This is a genomic window from Hahella sp. HN01 (genome assembly GCF_018986435.1).
Classification (GTDB): Bacteria; Pseudomonadota; Gammaproteobacteria; order Pseudomonadales; family Oleiphilaceae; genus Hahella.
In genome coordinates this window covers 131,011-145,997 of sequence record NZ_JAHMIN010000004.1, presented here as the reverse complement: position 1 = coordinate 145,997, position 14,987 = coordinate 131,011, and the positions used below count along the sequence as shown (strand labels likewise).

At 56.1% G+C, this 14,987-nt stretch carries 13 protein-coding genes; 5 read left to right on the top strand and 8 right to left on the bottom strand.

Translation table 11 applies throughout. The annotated features are described in order from the left end of the window. Window positions 1-113: 113 nt before the first annotated feature. On the bottom strand, window positions 114-1,460 hold the full coding sequence (gene tagH, locus KP814_RS05590) for a type VI secretion system-associated FHA domain protein TagH (protein WP_256445967.1): 1,347 nt from the start codon (window positions 1,458-1,460) through the stop codon (window positions 114-116). Window positions 1,461-1,832: 372 nt separating this feature from the next. Between tagH and KP814_RS05585 the strand changes: the two genes are divergently transcribed. The 5 genes from KP814_RS05585 (at window position 1,833) to KP814_RS05565 (ending at window position 5,820) form a co-directional block, all read left to right on the top strand. Then, the gene (locus tag KP814_RS05585) at window positions 1,833-2,651 is read left to right on the top strand and encodes a TOBE domain-containing protein (protein ID WP_216735827.1); all 819 of its coding nucleotides are present in this window, start codon (window positions 1,833-1,835) and stop codon (window positions 2,649-2,651) included. 94 nt (window positions 2,652-2,745) lie between these two features. Then, window positions 2,746-3,513 (top strand): molybdate ABC transporter substrate-binding protein, encoded by a 768-nt coding sequence (gene modA, locus KP814_RS05580; RefSeq protein WP_216735826.1) that lies wholly within the window; start codon window positions 2,746-2,748, stop codon window positions 3,511-3,513. A gap of 62 nt (window positions 3,514-3,575) precedes the next feature. Next, window positions 3,576-4,268, top strand: a complete 693-nt coding sequence (modB, locus tag KP814_RS05575) for a molybdate ABC transporter permease subunit (protein ID WP_127969824.1) — start codon at window positions 3,576-3,578, stop codon at window positions 4,266-4,268. Beyond that, window positions 4,265-5,341, top strand: a complete 1,077-nt coding sequence (modC, locus tag KP814_RS05570) for a molybdenum ABC transporter ATP-binding protein (RefSeq protein ID WP_216735825.1) — start codon at window positions 4,265-4,267, stop codon at window positions 5,339-5,341. The genes modB and modC overlap by 4 nt, the downstream gene beginning before the upstream one ends. A gap of 23 nt (window positions 5,342-5,364) precedes the next feature. Beyond that, the gene (locus KP814_RS05565) at window positions 5,365-5,820 is read left to right on the top strand and encodes a bifunctional diaminohydroxyphosphoribosylaminopyrimidine deaminase/5-amino-6-(5-phosphoribosylamino)uracil reductase RibD (RefSeq protein WP_216735824.1); all 456 of its coding nucleotides are present in this window, start codon (window positions 5,365-5,367) and stop codon (window positions 5,818-5,820) included. Window positions 5,821-5,894: 74 nt separating this feature from the next. On the opposite strand, the gene cysG is transcribed toward KP814_RS05565, so the two are convergent. The 7 genes from cysG to KP814_RS05530 form a co-directional block, all read right to left on the bottom strand. Continuing rightward, window positions 5,895-7,304, bottom strand: a complete 1,410-nt coding sequence (cysG, locus tag KP814_RS05560; protein WP_216735823.1) for a siroheme synthase CysG — start codon at window positions 7,302-7,304, stop codon at window positions 5,895-5,897. A gap of 8 nt (window positions 7,305-7,312) precedes the next feature. Then, window positions 7,313-8,596 (bottom strand): serine--tRNA ligase, encoded by a 1,284-nt coding sequence (gene serS, locus KP814_RS05555; protein WP_216735822.1) that lies wholly within the window; start codon window positions 8,594-8,596, stop codon window positions 7,313-7,315. Window positions 8,597-8,620: 24 nt separating this feature from the next. Then, window positions 8,621-9,004 carry a fluoride efflux transporter CrcB gene (gene crcB / locus KP814_RS05550; protein ID WP_216735821.1) on the bottom strand — a complete coding sequence of 128 codons (384 nt, stop codon included), beginning with the start codon at window positions 9,002-9,004 and terminating at the stop codon, window positions 8,621-8,623. Between the two features lie 27 nt (window positions 9,005-9,031). Next, window positions 9,032-10,378 (bottom strand): replication-associated recombination protein A, encoded by a 1,347-nt coding sequence (locus KP814_RS05545; protein WP_371824034.1) that lies wholly within the window; start codon window positions 10,376-10,378, stop codon window positions 9,032-9,034. After that, window positions 10,375-11,004, bottom strand: a complete 630-nt coding sequence (gene lolA / locus KP814_RS05540; protein ID WP_216735820.1) for an outer membrane lipoprotein chaperone LolA — start codon at window positions 11,002-11,004, stop codon at window positions 10,375-10,377. Before lolA ends, KP814_RS05545 begins: the two co-directional genes overlap by 4 nt. 5 nt (window positions 11,005-11,009) lie before the next feature. Next, window positions 11,010-13,511 carry a DNA translocase FtsK gene (locus KP814_RS05535; RefSeq protein WP_216735819.1) on the bottom strand — a complete coding sequence of 834 codons (2,502 nt, stop codon included), beginning with the start codon at window positions 13,509-13,511 and terminating at the stop codon, window positions 11,010-11,012. 242 nt (window positions 13,512-13,753) lie between these two features. After that, window positions 13,754-14,977 (bottom strand): O-succinylhomoserine sulfhydrylase, encoded by a 1,224-nt coding sequence (locus tag KP814_RS05530; RefSeq protein ID WP_216735818.1) that lies wholly within the window; start codon window positions 14,975-14,977, stop codon window positions 13,754-13,756. Between the last annotated feature and the right edge of the window lie 10 nt (window positions 14,978-14,987).

Genomic DNA, 14,987 nt, shown 5'->3' with positions numbered 1-14,987 from the left:
AAGAAGTATAGAACAGTTAAGAGAGAGGCGAAGGCGGGAGTGCGTCCGACCGCCCTGTCGGAACGGCGGCGCCCGCATTGCGAGCGCCTTGAGATAAGCGGAGGAATGACGCCTTACAGGTCGTCTTCGTCCGCTTTATTGTTTTTGCGTTGGGCCTTGAGCTGATTGAAGTAGAACTCGTAGCTGTTGGCGAAGTCTTCGGAGAATTTACCTTGAAACGCCTGTTCTTCGTCTTTGCGCAGCTTGTTATAGGCTTTCAGGTATTCATCCCAGTATTTGCGATGATTACCGCCAATCCAGGGCTGCCCATGCTTGTTGTCAATATGCTTGACGATCTGCTCCGGATCGAGAGATTTGATGATCCGGGTGTACAGCCCGCGCACGGATTTGTACAACGCGCGCTGGTGATCGCGAATATCGGCGAACGCTTCTTTCATCGCTTCGTCGGCGGAAAGGTATGTCGTCCCCTGCTTCAGCAAGAGATTTTCCAACGCCACCTCAGGAGTCGGTGAAAACTTCAGGGGATTGTTTTCCGCCACGCGAATCTGGGTCTGGTTGATGCGCAACTCATTCTTCAACGACTGCTTTTCGCGCAAAGTGGAAAGCACTCCTTCCACCGCTTCTCTCAGCAGGTCCATGGATTTATCCACTACCTGCTTATGGGCTTCCTCCGTCAGCGTCATCATGCCCAGGGCCTGAGTCAGCCAGTCCGGGGTCATATCCTTTTTGCTGAATTGCGTGGTTTGCTCATCCTGTTCGGGAGCAGTGGCCGCTTCTTCAGCAGCTGGCTCCGCAGCGGGTTCAAATTCATCTTCAAGCGCCGCCTCCGCATCTCGCGGCGCAGCGTGATTCACCAGCGTCGGCGCTTCCACATCTTCGATGATTTCCGCGTCCAGGATGCCGTCATCCATGTCCGCCCCGCTCTGCGGCTCCAGATCATCCTGCATCTCCGCCTCCACCTGTTCTGGCGGCACGGCGGTGGTGTTCGCCGCATGCTGGTAGACCGGCCAGGGTTCCTCGCCGGAACCGATCCAGTCATCCAAATCTGACATAGCGGTTTGAGAAGCAATATCGGATGAAATTCGGGTCGCCTCGATATCCGAGTCAGGCGCAAACATTTGCGTTCGATCGTCACTGGGTTCAGCCAGCTCCACCTTCAGCTCATACTGCCCCAGCATCAGGCGGTCGCCGTTCTTAAGAGGCTCCGGGTGGCCTTTGATAAGCGGATGCCCCAGATGATTCAGATAGCTGCCGTTAGTGCTGATATCGATAAAGCTGTATCGACTTCCGTCGAACTCGATCCGTCCGTGGTCCGAGGATACATACCGATTGGTGTCCGGCAGCACCAGGGAGTTTGTGGTCGCCCTCCCGATGGTTGCGCCGTCTTTGCCGACGGTAACAGTCACCCCAGACATGTCGCTTCCGGGGGGACATTTAGTCACTTTGAGGATGAGTTCCATTTACTTTTTCACTGTTCTTAAATTTTAGACAAAACATCAGGCGTATAAGCGCCAAACGAAGGTGAAATCAGTCATTCTTTTTTCACAAAGTTTACGGCGTCGTCAAAGGGTCATGCAATGTTTATCCTCCCCGCTATGCCGCGCCGCCGCTTACATGACAGTTGATCGCATCACCGTTATATAGAATACTATATAACGCTTTTTTGAGAGCAGGATCGCCTGCTTTCCACCAACGCCAGCAGTTATGACCAGGCACCAGAAAGCATCTGCTCTGTGGCGGGCGACGAGAGGAAGTCTCAGCGCCTGTTGCGATCGATAACAGGATAAAGTTTGTCCAACGGATGAAAAACCATGAGCGAAAGATGAAAAATCATGAGTGAAAACAGCGACAGCGCCAAAGTTCTGGAGCTGGCCGGCGAGTTCTGGCTCAACCAGAATGTGCGCGGCGTACAAGGGGGCTCCCGCATCGCCTTGCTGGAACACATCGACAGCGCTGGCTCCATCACCAAAGCAGCCAAGCTGACCGGAATCAGCTACAAAACCGCCTGGGACGCCGTGGACGCCATGAATAATCTGTCGCCGCACCCCGTGGTGGAGCGCGCCACCGGCGGCAAGCAAGGCGGCGGAGCGCGCCTGACACACCAGGGCCGCAAACTGGTCTCCGCCTATCGGGCGATGGAGGCGCACTACTCCGCTTTATTAAGCCGATTACAGCGGGACATTGACGATTTTGACGATATTCACGGGGTGCTTCAGGCCATGGCGATAAAAACCAGCGCACGCAATCTGTTTCGGGGAGTGGTCAGTCGCGTGCAATCCGGCGCGGTGAATGCGGAAGTCGCCCTGGACCTGGGAGACGGCCTGGAACTGGTGGCGGTGGTGACCCAGGATTCGGTTCAGGATCTGGGACTGACGCCGGGACGCACGGCAAGCGCAATCATCAAGTCCAGCTTTGTCATTCTGGCGACGGACGAGACCCTGAGGCTCAGCGCACGCAATCGTCTATGTGGCGTCGTCAGCGACATTCGGCACGGTCAGGTGAACGCGGAGGTGCGCGTGCGCTTGAGCGGTGACCGTACGCTGACCGCCGTCATCACGGAACAAAGTCTGGAGGAACTGGGTCTTACTGAAGGCGCGCCCTGTCAGGCTTACGTTAAAGCGTCCCATATCATTCTGGCGGTCAATCAATGACCCACGGCATCGTAAAGCGTAACTAACGTTCTACGACGCCGCCATAAACGCCGCCCTGTAATGCAGGGCTTATCAACACGAAAAGGATCTGTACATGTTGACACGCTTTACTCTCGCTCGCGCAATCGCGGCGACGTTCATCGCCTTGTTTCTGGCGCCGCTGGCCAATGCAGGCGAGGTTTTGGCGGCGGTATCCGCCAATTTCACGTCCACCATTCAGGCGCTGGCCCCAGACTTCGAGGCGCAGACCGGACACCGTCTCAAACCCAGCTTCGGCTCCACCGGTAAGCTTTACGCACAAATTACTAATGGCGCGCCCTTTGAAGTATTTCTGGCGGCGGACGACGTACGCAGCAAAAAAGCCATAGACGCCGGCGTAGCTGTTGAAGGGAGCGCCTTCGTCTACGCCAGCGGACGTCTGGCGTTATGGAGCAAAGATCCCGTTCCAGGCGAAGACGGCCGCCAGTGGCTGGAAATCAACAAAGGCAAACTGGCTGTCGCCAATCCCAAGACCGCTCCTTACGGCGCCGCAGCCGTCAAAACCATGCAATCGCTAAAGCTATATGATCAGCTGCGCCCTCAGTTGGTTTTTGGAGAAAACATTTCGCAGACCTATCAGTTCGTTTACAGCGGCGCAGCGACGCTGGGATTCGTCGCGCTATCGCAGGTGATCGCCATGGATGAAGCCGAACGCGGCGCCTACTGGCTGGTTCCTCAATCGCTGTATGCGCCGATCCGGCAGGAAGGCGTCCTGTTGATTAAAGGTCAGGATAACCCGGCTGCGGGGGCGTTTATCGACTATCTGAAGTCCCCCCGCGCCCGCTCGATCATCGAATCCTTTGGTTACAATGTTGAAGAATAAGGAGAAATGCCGATAATGACGCCCTATTTCATCCCGATATCCGGCATAAGGAACTTGATTAGATGAATGCAGTGGGCGTCCAGGGGCTAGTCGACTGGCAGGCGGTGTGGATCACGCTGAAACTGGCGGGGCTGACCACCCTGATTCTGATGGCGCTGGGCACGGCTATCGCCTGGGGACTGGCGCAGAGCCGGCACTGGAGCAAACGTCCGCTGGAGGCGATTATCTCGCTGCCTTTGGTGCTGCCGCCCACTGTGCTGGGCTTCTATCTGTTGCTGCTGTTAGGTCCTAAAGGTCCCATTGGCGAGATCACCCAGGCTCTGGGATTGGGCGTGCTGCCCTTCACTTTTCCCGGCTTGGTGGTCGCTTCCGTCATTTATTCGCTGCCCTTCGCCGTACAGCCTATTCAGAACGCCTTCGAGACCCTCGGCGCCCGCCCGCTGGAGGTCGCCGCCACCTTGCGCGCCTCCCCCTGGGATCGCTTCATGACCGTCGCATTGCCGCTTTCCCGCTCAGGCCTGATCACCGCCGCCGTGCTGGTGTTCGCCCACACGATTGGCGAATTTGGCATCGTGCTCATGATCGGCGGCGCTATCGCTGGAGAAACCAAAGTTCTGTCAGTGGCCATTTATGATCATGTGGAGGCCATCGAGTACACCCAGGCCAACATTCTCTCCGCCGGCATGCTGATTTTTTCCTTCACGGTGTTGCTGGCGTTGCAGATTATCCGCAAGCCAGCGAAGGTGATCGCATGAACGACGACATCTCCGCCTCCTTTTTCTCGCACAAAGGCGACTTTACTCTGGACATCGCGTTCACTACGCCGGGCCAGGGAGTCACCGCCCTGTTCGGTCGCTCCGGCTCAGGCAAAACCACGCTGCTACGCTTTATCGCCGGTCTGGAGCGAGCGGAGAAAGGCGCCCTGCAAATCAAAGACGAAGTCTGGCAAAGCGCAGACCTGTTCGTACCGCCGCATCGCCGCGCCCTGGGTTATGTGTTTCAGGAACCCAGCCTGTTTGCGCACCTCTCGGTCATGGACAATTTGCTTTACGGCTATCACCGCATTCCACAATGGGAGCGCAGAGTGGCGCCGGAAGAGGTCATTCGCTGGCTTGAACTGGAGCCCCTGATCGGACGCAACACCCATTCCCTGTCTGGAGGGCAAAGACAACGAGTGGCCATTGGCCGCGCCCTGCTCACCAGCCCCAAACTGCTGTTGATGGACGAGCCTCTGGCCAGCCTGGATTTGCAGAGTAAGGAAGAAATCCTGCCCTACCTGGATGAGCTGTTTCAGCAGTTGGACATTCCCGTTTTCTACGTGAGTCATTCGCCTGATGAAGTCATGCGCCTGGCTTCGCATCTGGTGCTGCTGGACCATGGCGGTGTCCGCGCCGGCGGCCCCATCAACGATCTGCTCACCCGCCCCGACCTGCCTCTGGCGCACCTGGAGGAGGCCAGCGCCGTCGTGCACGCCAACATTCAGGCCCATGACCTGGAGTACCATCAAACCCTTCTGGGCGTTCCTGGAGGCGTTTTGGCGGTACATCACAAACAGGGACCGATTGGCCAGCAAGTCAGACTGCGCATCCACGCCAAGGACGTCAGCCTGGCGCTGAAACCACCCGAATTGAGCAGTATCTCCAACTGCATTCCGGTGAAGGTGATCGATATCAACGTAGACAGGGAGCCGTCACAGGTAGTGGTGCGTCTGGCTCTTGGGGAAGAAACCATTCTCGCCCGCGTCACCCGCCGCTCCATCGATCAATTGCATATAGAGAGAGGCATGCAGCTGTTCGCCCAAGTAAAAAGCGTAGCCTTAATTGACTGATTCCCTTGGAGAGAGAAAGTCTAATGGAAACCAGTGAACTGGAGCGTTTCATGCGGCTGGCCATCATCGAAGGCCGTAAAGCCATCTCGTATTGCCGCCCCAACCCGCCTGTCGGCTGCGTACTGGCGCGCAACGGCCAGGTTGTCGCATCAGGCCATACCAACGCGCCTGGACAACCTCACGCCGAAGCTATGGCGCTGCAGAATCTGCATGGCCCAACCGCCGACGTCATCGCGTTCGTCACCCTGGAGCCCTGCTCGTTCCACGGCCGCACGCCGTCCTGCGCTCAGGCGCTGGTCAAGCGAGGCATACGCACTCTGTATGTAGGCATGATCGACCCTCATCCGAAAAATTGCGGGGCTGGCATTGATATCCTCAAGCAAGCAGGGGCTGAAGTGGTGGTAGGTTTACTGGAAGATGAGTTACGAAAGGAGCTTGAGGCGTATTTATGGCGCCCGGATAACAGGGAAAGCCTCTGAGCGCTTACATTAGCATTGGAACTAACAAGAGTTGTATTGGCCCCGCCCATGAGAGCGAAGCCTGATCGACGTCTTTAATCCATCCAGCGCAAACGGTCACGCAAGGTTACGACATCCCCGATAATAATGATGGTTGGACCAGGAATCTGTTGCTCCTCGACCTTCCTAGCGATATTGCCAAGCTCTCCCACCAGAACCTGCTGATCCGGCAGCGTACCGCGGGATACCAGAGCAATTGGCGTTGACGGTTTCATGCCATGCGCGATCAGCTCGCGACTGATCACAGGCAGCCCCACCAACCCCATGTAGAACACCAGGGTCTGATTGTCCTGCACGAACTCGTACCATGGCAGGTCGCAGGTATCGGATTTCAGATGGCCAGTCACAAAACGCACCGACTGCGAGTGATCTCTGTGGGTCAATGGAATGCCGGAATAGGCCGCGCACCCTGAAGCGGCGGTAATGCCAGGCACAACCTGAAACGGGATGCCCGCATCCGCCAGCTGATCGATCTCTTCACCACCGCGGCCAAAGATAAAGGGGTCGCCGCCTTTAAGGCGCAACACCCGTTTTCCTTCCTTGGCCAACTCCACCAACATAGCGTTGATTTCCTGCTGCGGCAACGTATGGTTGGAGCGGGCTTTGCCCACGTTGATGCGCTTGGCGTCGCGACGCACCAGATCCAGGATCTGCGGCGACACCAGACGGTCGTACAACACCACATCGGCCTGACGCATCAAGCGCAGCGCGCGGAACGTCAATAAGTCAGGATCGCCGGGCCCAGCGCCGACCAGATACACTTCACCCGCACCGGTGATCGCATCCGCCTGCTCGCCGATTAACATGTCATCCAGCATCGCCCTGGCTTTGTCCGTGCGCCCGCAAAACACCAGATCGGAAACGACGCCTTCCAGTACGGACTCCCAAAAGCGACGCCGCTGGTTGATATGGCCAAAACGGGCCCGGACTTTATCCCGGAACTCCATCGCCAAATCCGCCAGCCTGCCAAAACCATGAGGGATCAACGACTCCAGACGGTTACGTAGCAGACGGGTCAATACAGGCGCGCCGCCGGAACTGGTGACGGACACCAATACCGGGTGACGATCAATAATAGAGGGAAAGATAAAACTGCTTAGCTCCGGCTGTTCTACAACATTCACCGGAACGCCGCGCGCCTGAGCGGCTTGCGCAACTTGTTGATTAAGGTCCGTGGAATTGGATGCCGCGACGACCATCGCGCAGGATTGCAATAGCTCAGGATGAAAGGATTCAGAAGTAAGGGTAATGGCGTTGAGCACGTCAGCGCTCTCAACGAGCGCCTTCGCATTCGCATCGCCCAGGAGCCTCACTTTGGCCCCTGCGCGTAGTAGCAGGTCAGTTTTGCGCACCGCCTGCTCGGTGTCCCCAACTACAAGACACTCCCTGCCCTGTAGATTCATGGATATGGGCAGGAAATCCCAGGTCTGTAGTTGTGTGGACATCAATTACCTCAGTTAGCTGGTTTGATCACCTTCACGCCGCCCATGTATGGCTCCAGCACATCCGGCACCAAAATGGAGCCGTCCGCCTGCTGGTAGTTTTCCAGCACGGCGATCAAAGTACGTCCTATCGCCAGACCAGAACCATTCAACGTATGCACCAGCTCCGGCTTACCGGTTTCCGGGTTACGCCAGCGCGCCTGCATGCGGCGCGCCTGGAAGTCGCGACAGTTGCTGCAAGAAGAAATCTCACGGTACTTCTTCTGCGCTGGCAACCAGACTTCGATGTCATAGGTTTTCGCCGCAGAAAAGCCCAGATCGCCTCCGCACAGCGCCACAACACGATACGGCAGGTTTAACAGCTGCAGGATTCGTTCCGCATTGCCGGTGAGTTCTTCCAGCGCCGCATCAGATTGCTCCGGCGCGACCACATGAATCAGCTCCACCTTCTCAAACTGGTGCTGGCGGATCATTCCGCGTACGTCACGGCCATAGCTGCCCGCTTCGCTGCGGAAACAGGGAGTATGGCTGGTCATTTTCAGAGGCAGTTCTTTGGCGTCCAGAATTTCTTCACGCACCAAATTGGTGACCGGGACTTCCGCCGTTGGGATCAGATAAAAGTCATGCTCGCCCGGCACTTTAAACAGGTCCGCCTCAAATTTGGGCAACTGTCCCGTGCCCTGCAAGGCATGCGCGTGCACCAAAAACGGCGTCATGGTTTCCTGGTAACCGTGTTCAGTGGTGTGAATATCCAACATGAACTGCGCCAGGGCACGGTGCAGTCTGGCCAGTTCGCGGCGCATCACCACAAAACGGGAGCCGGCCAGCTTGGCGCCGCTGTTGAAGTCCAACAGGCCCAGGCTCTCGCCCAGATCAACATGATCCTTGGGTTCGAAATCAAATTCGCGGATGCTTCCCCATTTGCGCACTTCCACGTTGTCGTCTTCACTTGCTCCTTCAGGAACACCGGCGTCAGGCAGGTTGGGAATGCCTTGCAGCAGATCGTCCAGTTTGTCCTGGATGTCCTGCAGCTCCGCTTTTGCGGACTCCAGTTCTTCGCCGATTTTAGCCACTTCGTCTTTCAATGGCTGAGGGTCCTGACCCTGCTTCATCATCATGCCGATATTCTTCGACTTACTGTTGCGCTCGCTCTGCAGTTCCTCAGTACGGACCTGAACGGACTTGCGCCGCTCTTCTAATTGACTGAACGCGTCCACGTCCAGGTCATAGCGTTTGGTCTTTAGTCTGGCAGCCACTTCATCCAGGCTGTTGCGAAGCAATTTTGGATCTAACATGAATTCGTCCAGTAATTTTTTAAATCAAAGAATAAGCCGAGTCAGAGCGATACCTGCGCCCACGGCGAAGAGGCATAGTATAACGCTCATAAAAATATAGGCGAGACCTTGCAACAGCTGATCGCTTTGCATCAGGCTCCAGGCTTCCAGTGAAAAGGTGGAAAACGTGGTCAGCGCGCCTAAAAAGCCCACCATTATCAAAGATCGCAGCTCAGGTTGTCCATGCAGTTTCTCCACCACATACACAAAAGCCGTCCCCAGCAGAAAAGAGCCAAGCAGATTCACAGCCAGCGTGCCCCAGGGAAATTTAGCGCCCGCCACATTACTCACCCAGGCGACAATTAAATACCGGCTGACAGCGCCGAACGCACCGCCAAGAGCAACATACACAAGATGGGGAATGCTCATAATGATCACGAACAGATTTCAGGTGGTTCAGGAGCGGCTCTGATACTCTTCGTCCAGACTCCGCAGGTATTCCAGCTTTTCCTTAACTTTGCTTTCCAGGCCCCGCTCCACAGGATGATACAGACGCAGGCCATCCAGCTCGTCAGGCAAATACGTCTCGCCAGCGGCGTAGGCCCCAGGCTCGTCATGAGCGTAACGGTATTCTTTGCCGTAGCCCATTTCCTTCATCAACTTGGTCGGCGCATTGCGTAAGTGCACGGGAACCGGATAATCCGGCGACTCCGCCGCCAGCTTCATCGCCGCGTTAAACGCGTTATAAACCGCATTGCTCTTGGGCGCACACGCCAGATAAACAATCGCCTGAGCAATCGCCAGCTCGCCTTCCGGGGAGCCCAGCCGCTCTTGCACATCCCAGGCTGAAAGCGCGAGATCCAGCCCACGCGGATCGGCGTTGCCAATATCCTCACTGGCCATACGCACCACGCGACGAGCAACGTACAAAGGATCGCAGCCGCCATTCAACATACGGGCGAACCAATACAAAGCGCCATCAGGATTGGAGCCGCGCACGGATTTGTGCAATGCGGAGATCTGATCGTAGAACGCATCTCCGCCTTTGTCGAAGCGTTTTAGTGAAACCTGCATTACCGACGCCAGCAGCTCACGGGAGAGAATCCCACCCTGCTCGCCCGGGTCCGCCAGATCAGACATGGTTTCAAGTATGTTCAGCGCCTGTCTCGCATCGCCGTTGGCGGCTTCAGCGATCATCCGCAACAGATCGTCGTCGTAGCTCCAGGGCGTTTGCCCCAGACCATTTTCAGCGTCCGTCAGAGCCCGTTGTAATAGCGCCGTCAGGTCATCGATGGCGAGCGGTTTTAATGGATACACCCGCGCCCGCGATAACAGTGCGTTATTCAGCTCAAAAGAGGGGTTTTCCGTAGTGGCGCCGATAAAAACAAAAGCGCCCTCTTCTACGTAAGGGAGAAAGGCGTCCTGCTGGGACTTGTTGAAACGGTGGACTTCATCCACGAACACAATGGTCTTGCGCCCGCTTTGTGAGTTTGCGCGAGCGCGCTGGCTGACTTCGCGGATTTCCTTAACCCCGCTCTGAACAGCGGACAAGGTAATAAATTCTGCGCCCGTGTATCCCGCCACCAGTCGGGCCAACGAGGTTTTGCCTACGCCAGGGGGCCCCCAGAAAATAACTGAGTGCAGCTGATCACGCTCCAGCGCCTTGCGTAACGGTTTATCTGCATCCAGCAGATGCGTCTGCCCTATATATTCATCAATGACGCGGGGACGCATCCGCGCCGCCAGAGGCGCGTACTGTGCGCTCCGGCGACGTTCTTCCGATTCAAAAAGGTTCAGCGTCAAGGCGCCTCCCGGATGACGTCTACGCCATCAGGGATCTCAAAGTGAAAGGCTTTTTCGCTAATGGTTTGATTTACCGATACGCCAGTGAAGAAAAGGCTGGTTTGCTGACCAAGAGAGTCCTTCAGCTTCATACTCACCAGCTGATCGTTAACAAAACTCAGTTGCAACGTGTCGAACAGGGAATCAACGCCTTTCGGACGCAGCAGGAAATCCACCTGACCAGGCTGTGATTCCGGTTGCTCTTCCACCTGATACTGTTCATCAATCTTGCCAACTTCTCCACTCAGCAGCAGCGCTGGCGTGTTGGAAAGTTGCTGCGACAGGTGCTGAATCGTCACCTGTTCCAGATCCGGATCGTAAATCCAAACCTGCTGGCCGTCTGTCACGATGGTCTGTTCCAAAGGCGCTTTGGTTTTCCAATAGAACAAACCCGGGCGTTTGGCTTTTAATGTGCCAGTCACTTCCTGCATCACCTGTCCGCTCTGGGAACGCATGGTTTGCGTGAAGTTGGCGGTAAAGGTTTCTACATTTTTCAAAAGGCCGGAGAGCGTATCCACGCCCGCCGCATTCGCCATCATACTGGCGGCGCTCAACGCCGCCACGGAGAGTAGTTTCAATAATTTCATGGATATCAGTCTCTAGGAGGAGGTGGAGCCAGAACTTCCCGGGAGCCGTTATGGCCTGCGGACGAGACCACGCCCGCCGCCTCCATCGCGTCAACCAGGTTGGCCGCCCTGTTGTAGCCAATTTTCAGACGACGCTGCACGGCGGATATGGACGCCTTGCGACTTTCGGTCACAAAGGCCACAGCCTGATCAAACAGGTCGTCTTTTTCGGTGCCGTTGTTATTGTCGCCGCCGCCATCGAAACTAGCGACAAACTCGCTGTCGGTGGCGCCGTCGAGAATTTCGTCCAGATAATCAGGCTCGCCCCGTTGTTTCCAATCATCCACCACACGGTGCACTTCATCATCGTCGACAAAAGCGCCATGCACACGGATTGGCAAGCCAGTACCGGGAGGCAAATACAGCATGTCGCCGTGCCCCAGCAACTGCTCTGCGCCGCCCTGATCCAAAATAGTACGGGAGTCGATCTTAGAGGACACCTGAAACGCCATACGGGTCGGCACGTTGGCTTTGATCAAACCAGTAATAACGTCCACCGACGGCCGCTGGGTCGCCAAGATCAAGTGAATACCCGCCGCCCGCGCCTTCTGGGCGATACGGGCGATTAATTCTTCCACTTTCTTGCCGACGATCATCATCATGTCAGCGAATTCGTCAACGACCACCACAACAAATGGCAGTGGGGTCAGCATCGGCGGCTCTTCTTCAAGCGCATTATCGCCCGGTTTCCATATCGGGTCGCGAATCGGCTCACCAGCAGTGATGGCGTCTTTCACGACTTTGTTGAAGCCTGCGATATTTCTGACGCCCATGGCGGCCATCAACCGATAGCGGCGCTCCATCTCCCCTACACACCAGCGCAGCGCATTGGCGGCCTCCTTCATATCCGTCACTACCGGCGTGAGCAGATGAGGAATACCGTCGTAGATGGACAACTCCAACATTTTGGGGTCAATCATGATAAGGCGCAGTTCTTCCGGGGTTGCCTTGTAAAGCATACTGATCAACATGGCGTTCACGCCCACGGACTTACCGGAACCCGTGGTGCCCGCCACCAGTAAGTGCGGCATTTTCGCCAGATTGGCGACAACCGGATTACCCGCAATATCGTTACCCAGTCCCAGTGACAATGGCGAGCTGGAATCGTCATAGGCTTTAGAGGACAACACTTCCCGCAAACGCACGATGTCGCGGTTTTCGTTAGGAATTTCAATACCTACCACGGACTTGCCGGGGATAACCTCCACCACACGCACGCTGATCACCGCCAACGAACGCGCAAGGTCCTTGGCCAGATTGCTGATGCGACTGACTTTAACGCCAGGCGCAGGCTGGATTTCAAAACGGGTGATCACCGGTCCCGGGTTCACCTCCACCACTTCGGCGACAACGCCAAAGTCGTTCAATTTCACCTCCAGGAGGCGCGACAAGTTTTCCAGCACCTCGGGAGAATAGCCGCCTTTTTTCGAGGTTTCAGGCGGGTCCAGCAGATTCAAGGATGGCAATGGGCCTTCCGCAAAGTTAAACAGTGACGGCTGTGATGCGCGCTTGGCTCGCTTGCTCTCCCCTCCCGCTTCTTTCTGGAACGGCAGAATCCTGACCTTTTTGTCCGCGGGGTCCGCGGGCGTTTCGCTATCCACGTCCATGGTGTCGCCCAAACTGGGCTCAACTTTGGTCTCGGCTTTCTTTTTGCCGAAACTCAGCAAGGAACGCTTTTTAGTCTCTTGCTCTTCAGGGACATTAACCCGAGAGTCCAACAGCGGAATACGATCGTCCTCGTCATCAAAGTCTTTCACTTCCCGTTTCGCCTTTTTAGGCTTGGGAGGCGGCGCTTCGGCTTCTAGTCTGGCTTTTTCTTCGCGACGGGCTTCCGCACGCTCTCCCATCTTCTCTTTTGCGGACGAAAACTCTTCGCCGATGCGACGGAACAACGCCAGTGTCTTGGCGCCGACCCAATCCATGATCTTCAGCCAGGACAAACCGGTGGCGATGCTGAAACCGAACAAAGAAAGCGCCACCCATACCAGCGTACTGCCGATAATGTTAAAGGTGTCGACCGCCATCCCGGCGACTTCCGCGCCGACAATGCCGCCGGAGCTGGAGTTCAGGCCACTGACCGAATACATGGTCAACAACGAACAGGTGGACAACACCAGCACAATCAGACCGACTACGCGAATAACCACCATCCACCAGTTGATGGGGTGGCGCATATGGCGCTGACGGAACAGTTGCACCGATCGTAAGACGAACAAAAAGGGAAATAAGTAGGCGACGTAGCCGAAAAAGTACAGCAGTACGTCGGAAATCCAGGCTCCGACGCGCCCAGCGTAGTTAACGACCTGGGAATGATGCCCTGTGCTGGTCCAGCCAGGGTCTGAAGGATTATACGAGACCAGGGCCAACACCAGATAAACGGCGATGGTAACACAAGCGATCAACACCCCTTCACGGAGCCCCTGCTCCAGGTAGCGCTTCGCTCTGTTGTCTTCTATATCTGCTGGCATAAGGATTTTAGCTGGCTAAATATTCAGTAGTGTACACAAGCCGGGAGTCTAGGTGAACCCAGCTTAACCGCGCATTAATAGAATTTAACGCCTAAAATTAAAATTGCGCTCTATCTATTTGTTTATATTGACTTTATTCTAGCTCAAGTTGGCGGGAGATGCATTTTTCGGCAGTCTGGCGGTCATATCAGGCGGGATCAGACGAAAAACGCCGGGGCTTTCGGCCGCCCCGGCGTCTAAAATCAAGCGCCCAACGCCGCTGCGCCAGCCAGTAGATCTTCACGAATATCCTCAAAATCCTCCAGTCCCACGCAGAGACGAATCAGATTCTCGGAAATACCCGCCAGCGCCTTGTCGTCATCGGAAAGGCGACCATGAGTGGTGGTCGCCGGATGCGTCATAGTGGACTTCACATCCCCCAAATTGGCGGTGATGGAGATCCACTTGGTGTTGTCGATAAATGACCAAGCCTCTTCTCTGCCGCCCTTTACCTTGAATGACAGCACTCCGCCATAGCCTTTCTGCTGACGTGTGGCCAGTTCATGGCCAGGATGGTCAGGCAATCCGCAATAGTGGACTTTCTCCACCCAGCTTTGCTCATTCAGCCATTGGGCGACCTTCATGCCGTTCTCACAATGCGCTTTCATGCGAATAGGCAGCGTCTCCAGGCCCTTCAGGAACACCCAGGCGTTAAAGGGGCTCATGGTAAAGCCGCCGGAGCGCAGGAACGCCAATACTTCCGACGTTAACGCAGTGTTACCCACTACCGCGCCGCCCAGGCAACGCCCCTGGCCGTCCAGATACTTGGTCGCCGAGTGAATCACTAAATCCGCCCCCAGACTCAGCGGCTTTTGCAGAACCGGCGTACAAAAACAATTATCCACCGCCAGCAAAGCGCCATTGGCGTGCGCCAACTGCGCCAGAGTCGCAATGTCGGCCACTTCGTTCAAAGGATTGGATGGCGTTTCGATAAACAATAATCGGGTATTGGGTTTGATCGCCGCGCGCCAGCCGTCCATGTCCGTCAGCGGTACAAAAGTCGTTTCTACGCCGAACTTCTTCATGTACTTGTCAAATACGGCGTGAGTCGTACCGAACACGTTACGGGAACAGACCACATGGTCGCCGCTTTTCAGTAGCGCCATGCAGGCGGACACAATCGCCGCCATGCCGGAAGCGGTCGCCACACAGTTTTCCGCTCCTTCCAACGCCGCCAGTCGCTCTTCAAACATGCGTACGGTGGGGTTGGTGTAGCGTGAATAGACATTGCCGGGATTATCGCCAGCAAATGTCGCAGCAGCTTCCGCCGCCGACTTAAAAACGTAGCTGGAAGTGGGATAAATCACTTCCGCATGCTCTTGCTCCTGAGTGCGGATCTGGCCCGCGCGAATCGCCTGCGTAGCGTCGCGCCAGTCTACTTCCGGGGGCAGCAGAAGCTCACGGGTTTCAGTTTTTCTGCCTGACATCGTCTGTTCC

Excerpts from the sequence above, each read along its gene's own strand:
- tagH (WP_256445967.1), bottom strand. The coding sequence starts at position 1,460 with ATGGAACTCATCCTCAAAGTGACTAAATGTCCCCCCGGAAGCGACATG.
- KP814_RS05585 (WP_216735827.1), top strand. The coding sequence starts at position 1,833 with ATGAGTGAAAACAGCGACAGCGCCAAAGTTCTGGAGCTGGCCGGCGAG.
- modA (WP_216735826.1), top strand. The coding sequence starts at position 2,746 with ATGTTGACACGCTTTACTCTCGCTCGCGCAATCGCGGCGACGTTCATC.
- modB (WP_127969824.1), top strand. The coding sequence starts at position 3,576 with ATGAATGCAGTGGGCGTCCAGGGGCTAGTCGACTGGCAGGCGGTGTGG.
- modC (WP_216735825.1), top strand. The coding sequence starts at position 4,265 with ATGAACGACGACATCTCCGCCTCCTTTTTCTCGCACAAAGGCGACTTT.
- KP814_RS05565 (WP_216735824.1), top strand. The coding sequence starts at position 5,365 with ATGGAAACCAGTGAACTGGAGCGTTTCATGCGGCTGGCCATCATCGAA.
- cysG (WP_216735823.1), bottom strand. The coding sequence starts at position 7,304 with ATGTCCACACAACTACAGACCTGGGATTTCCTGCCCATATCCATGAAT.
- serS (WP_216735822.1), bottom strand. The coding sequence starts at position 8,596 with ATGTTAGATCCAAAATTGCTTCGCAACAGCCTGGATGAAGTGGCTGCC.
- crcB (WP_216735821.1), bottom strand. The coding sequence starts at position 9,004 with ATGAGCATTCCCCATCTTGTGTATGTTGCTCTTGGCGGTGCGTTCGGC.
- lolA (WP_216735820.1), bottom strand. The coding sequence starts at position 11,004 with ATGAAATTATTGAAACTACTCTCCGTGGCGGCGTTGAGCGCCGCCAGT.
- KP814_RS05535 (WP_216735819.1), bottom strand. The coding sequence starts at position 13,511 with ATGCCAGCAGATATAGAAGACAACAGAGCGAAGCGCTACCTGGAGCAG.
- KP814_RS05530 (WP_216735818.1), bottom strand. The coding sequence starts at position 14,977 with ATGTCAGGCAGAAAAACTGAAACCCGTGAGCTTCTGCTGCCCCCGGAA.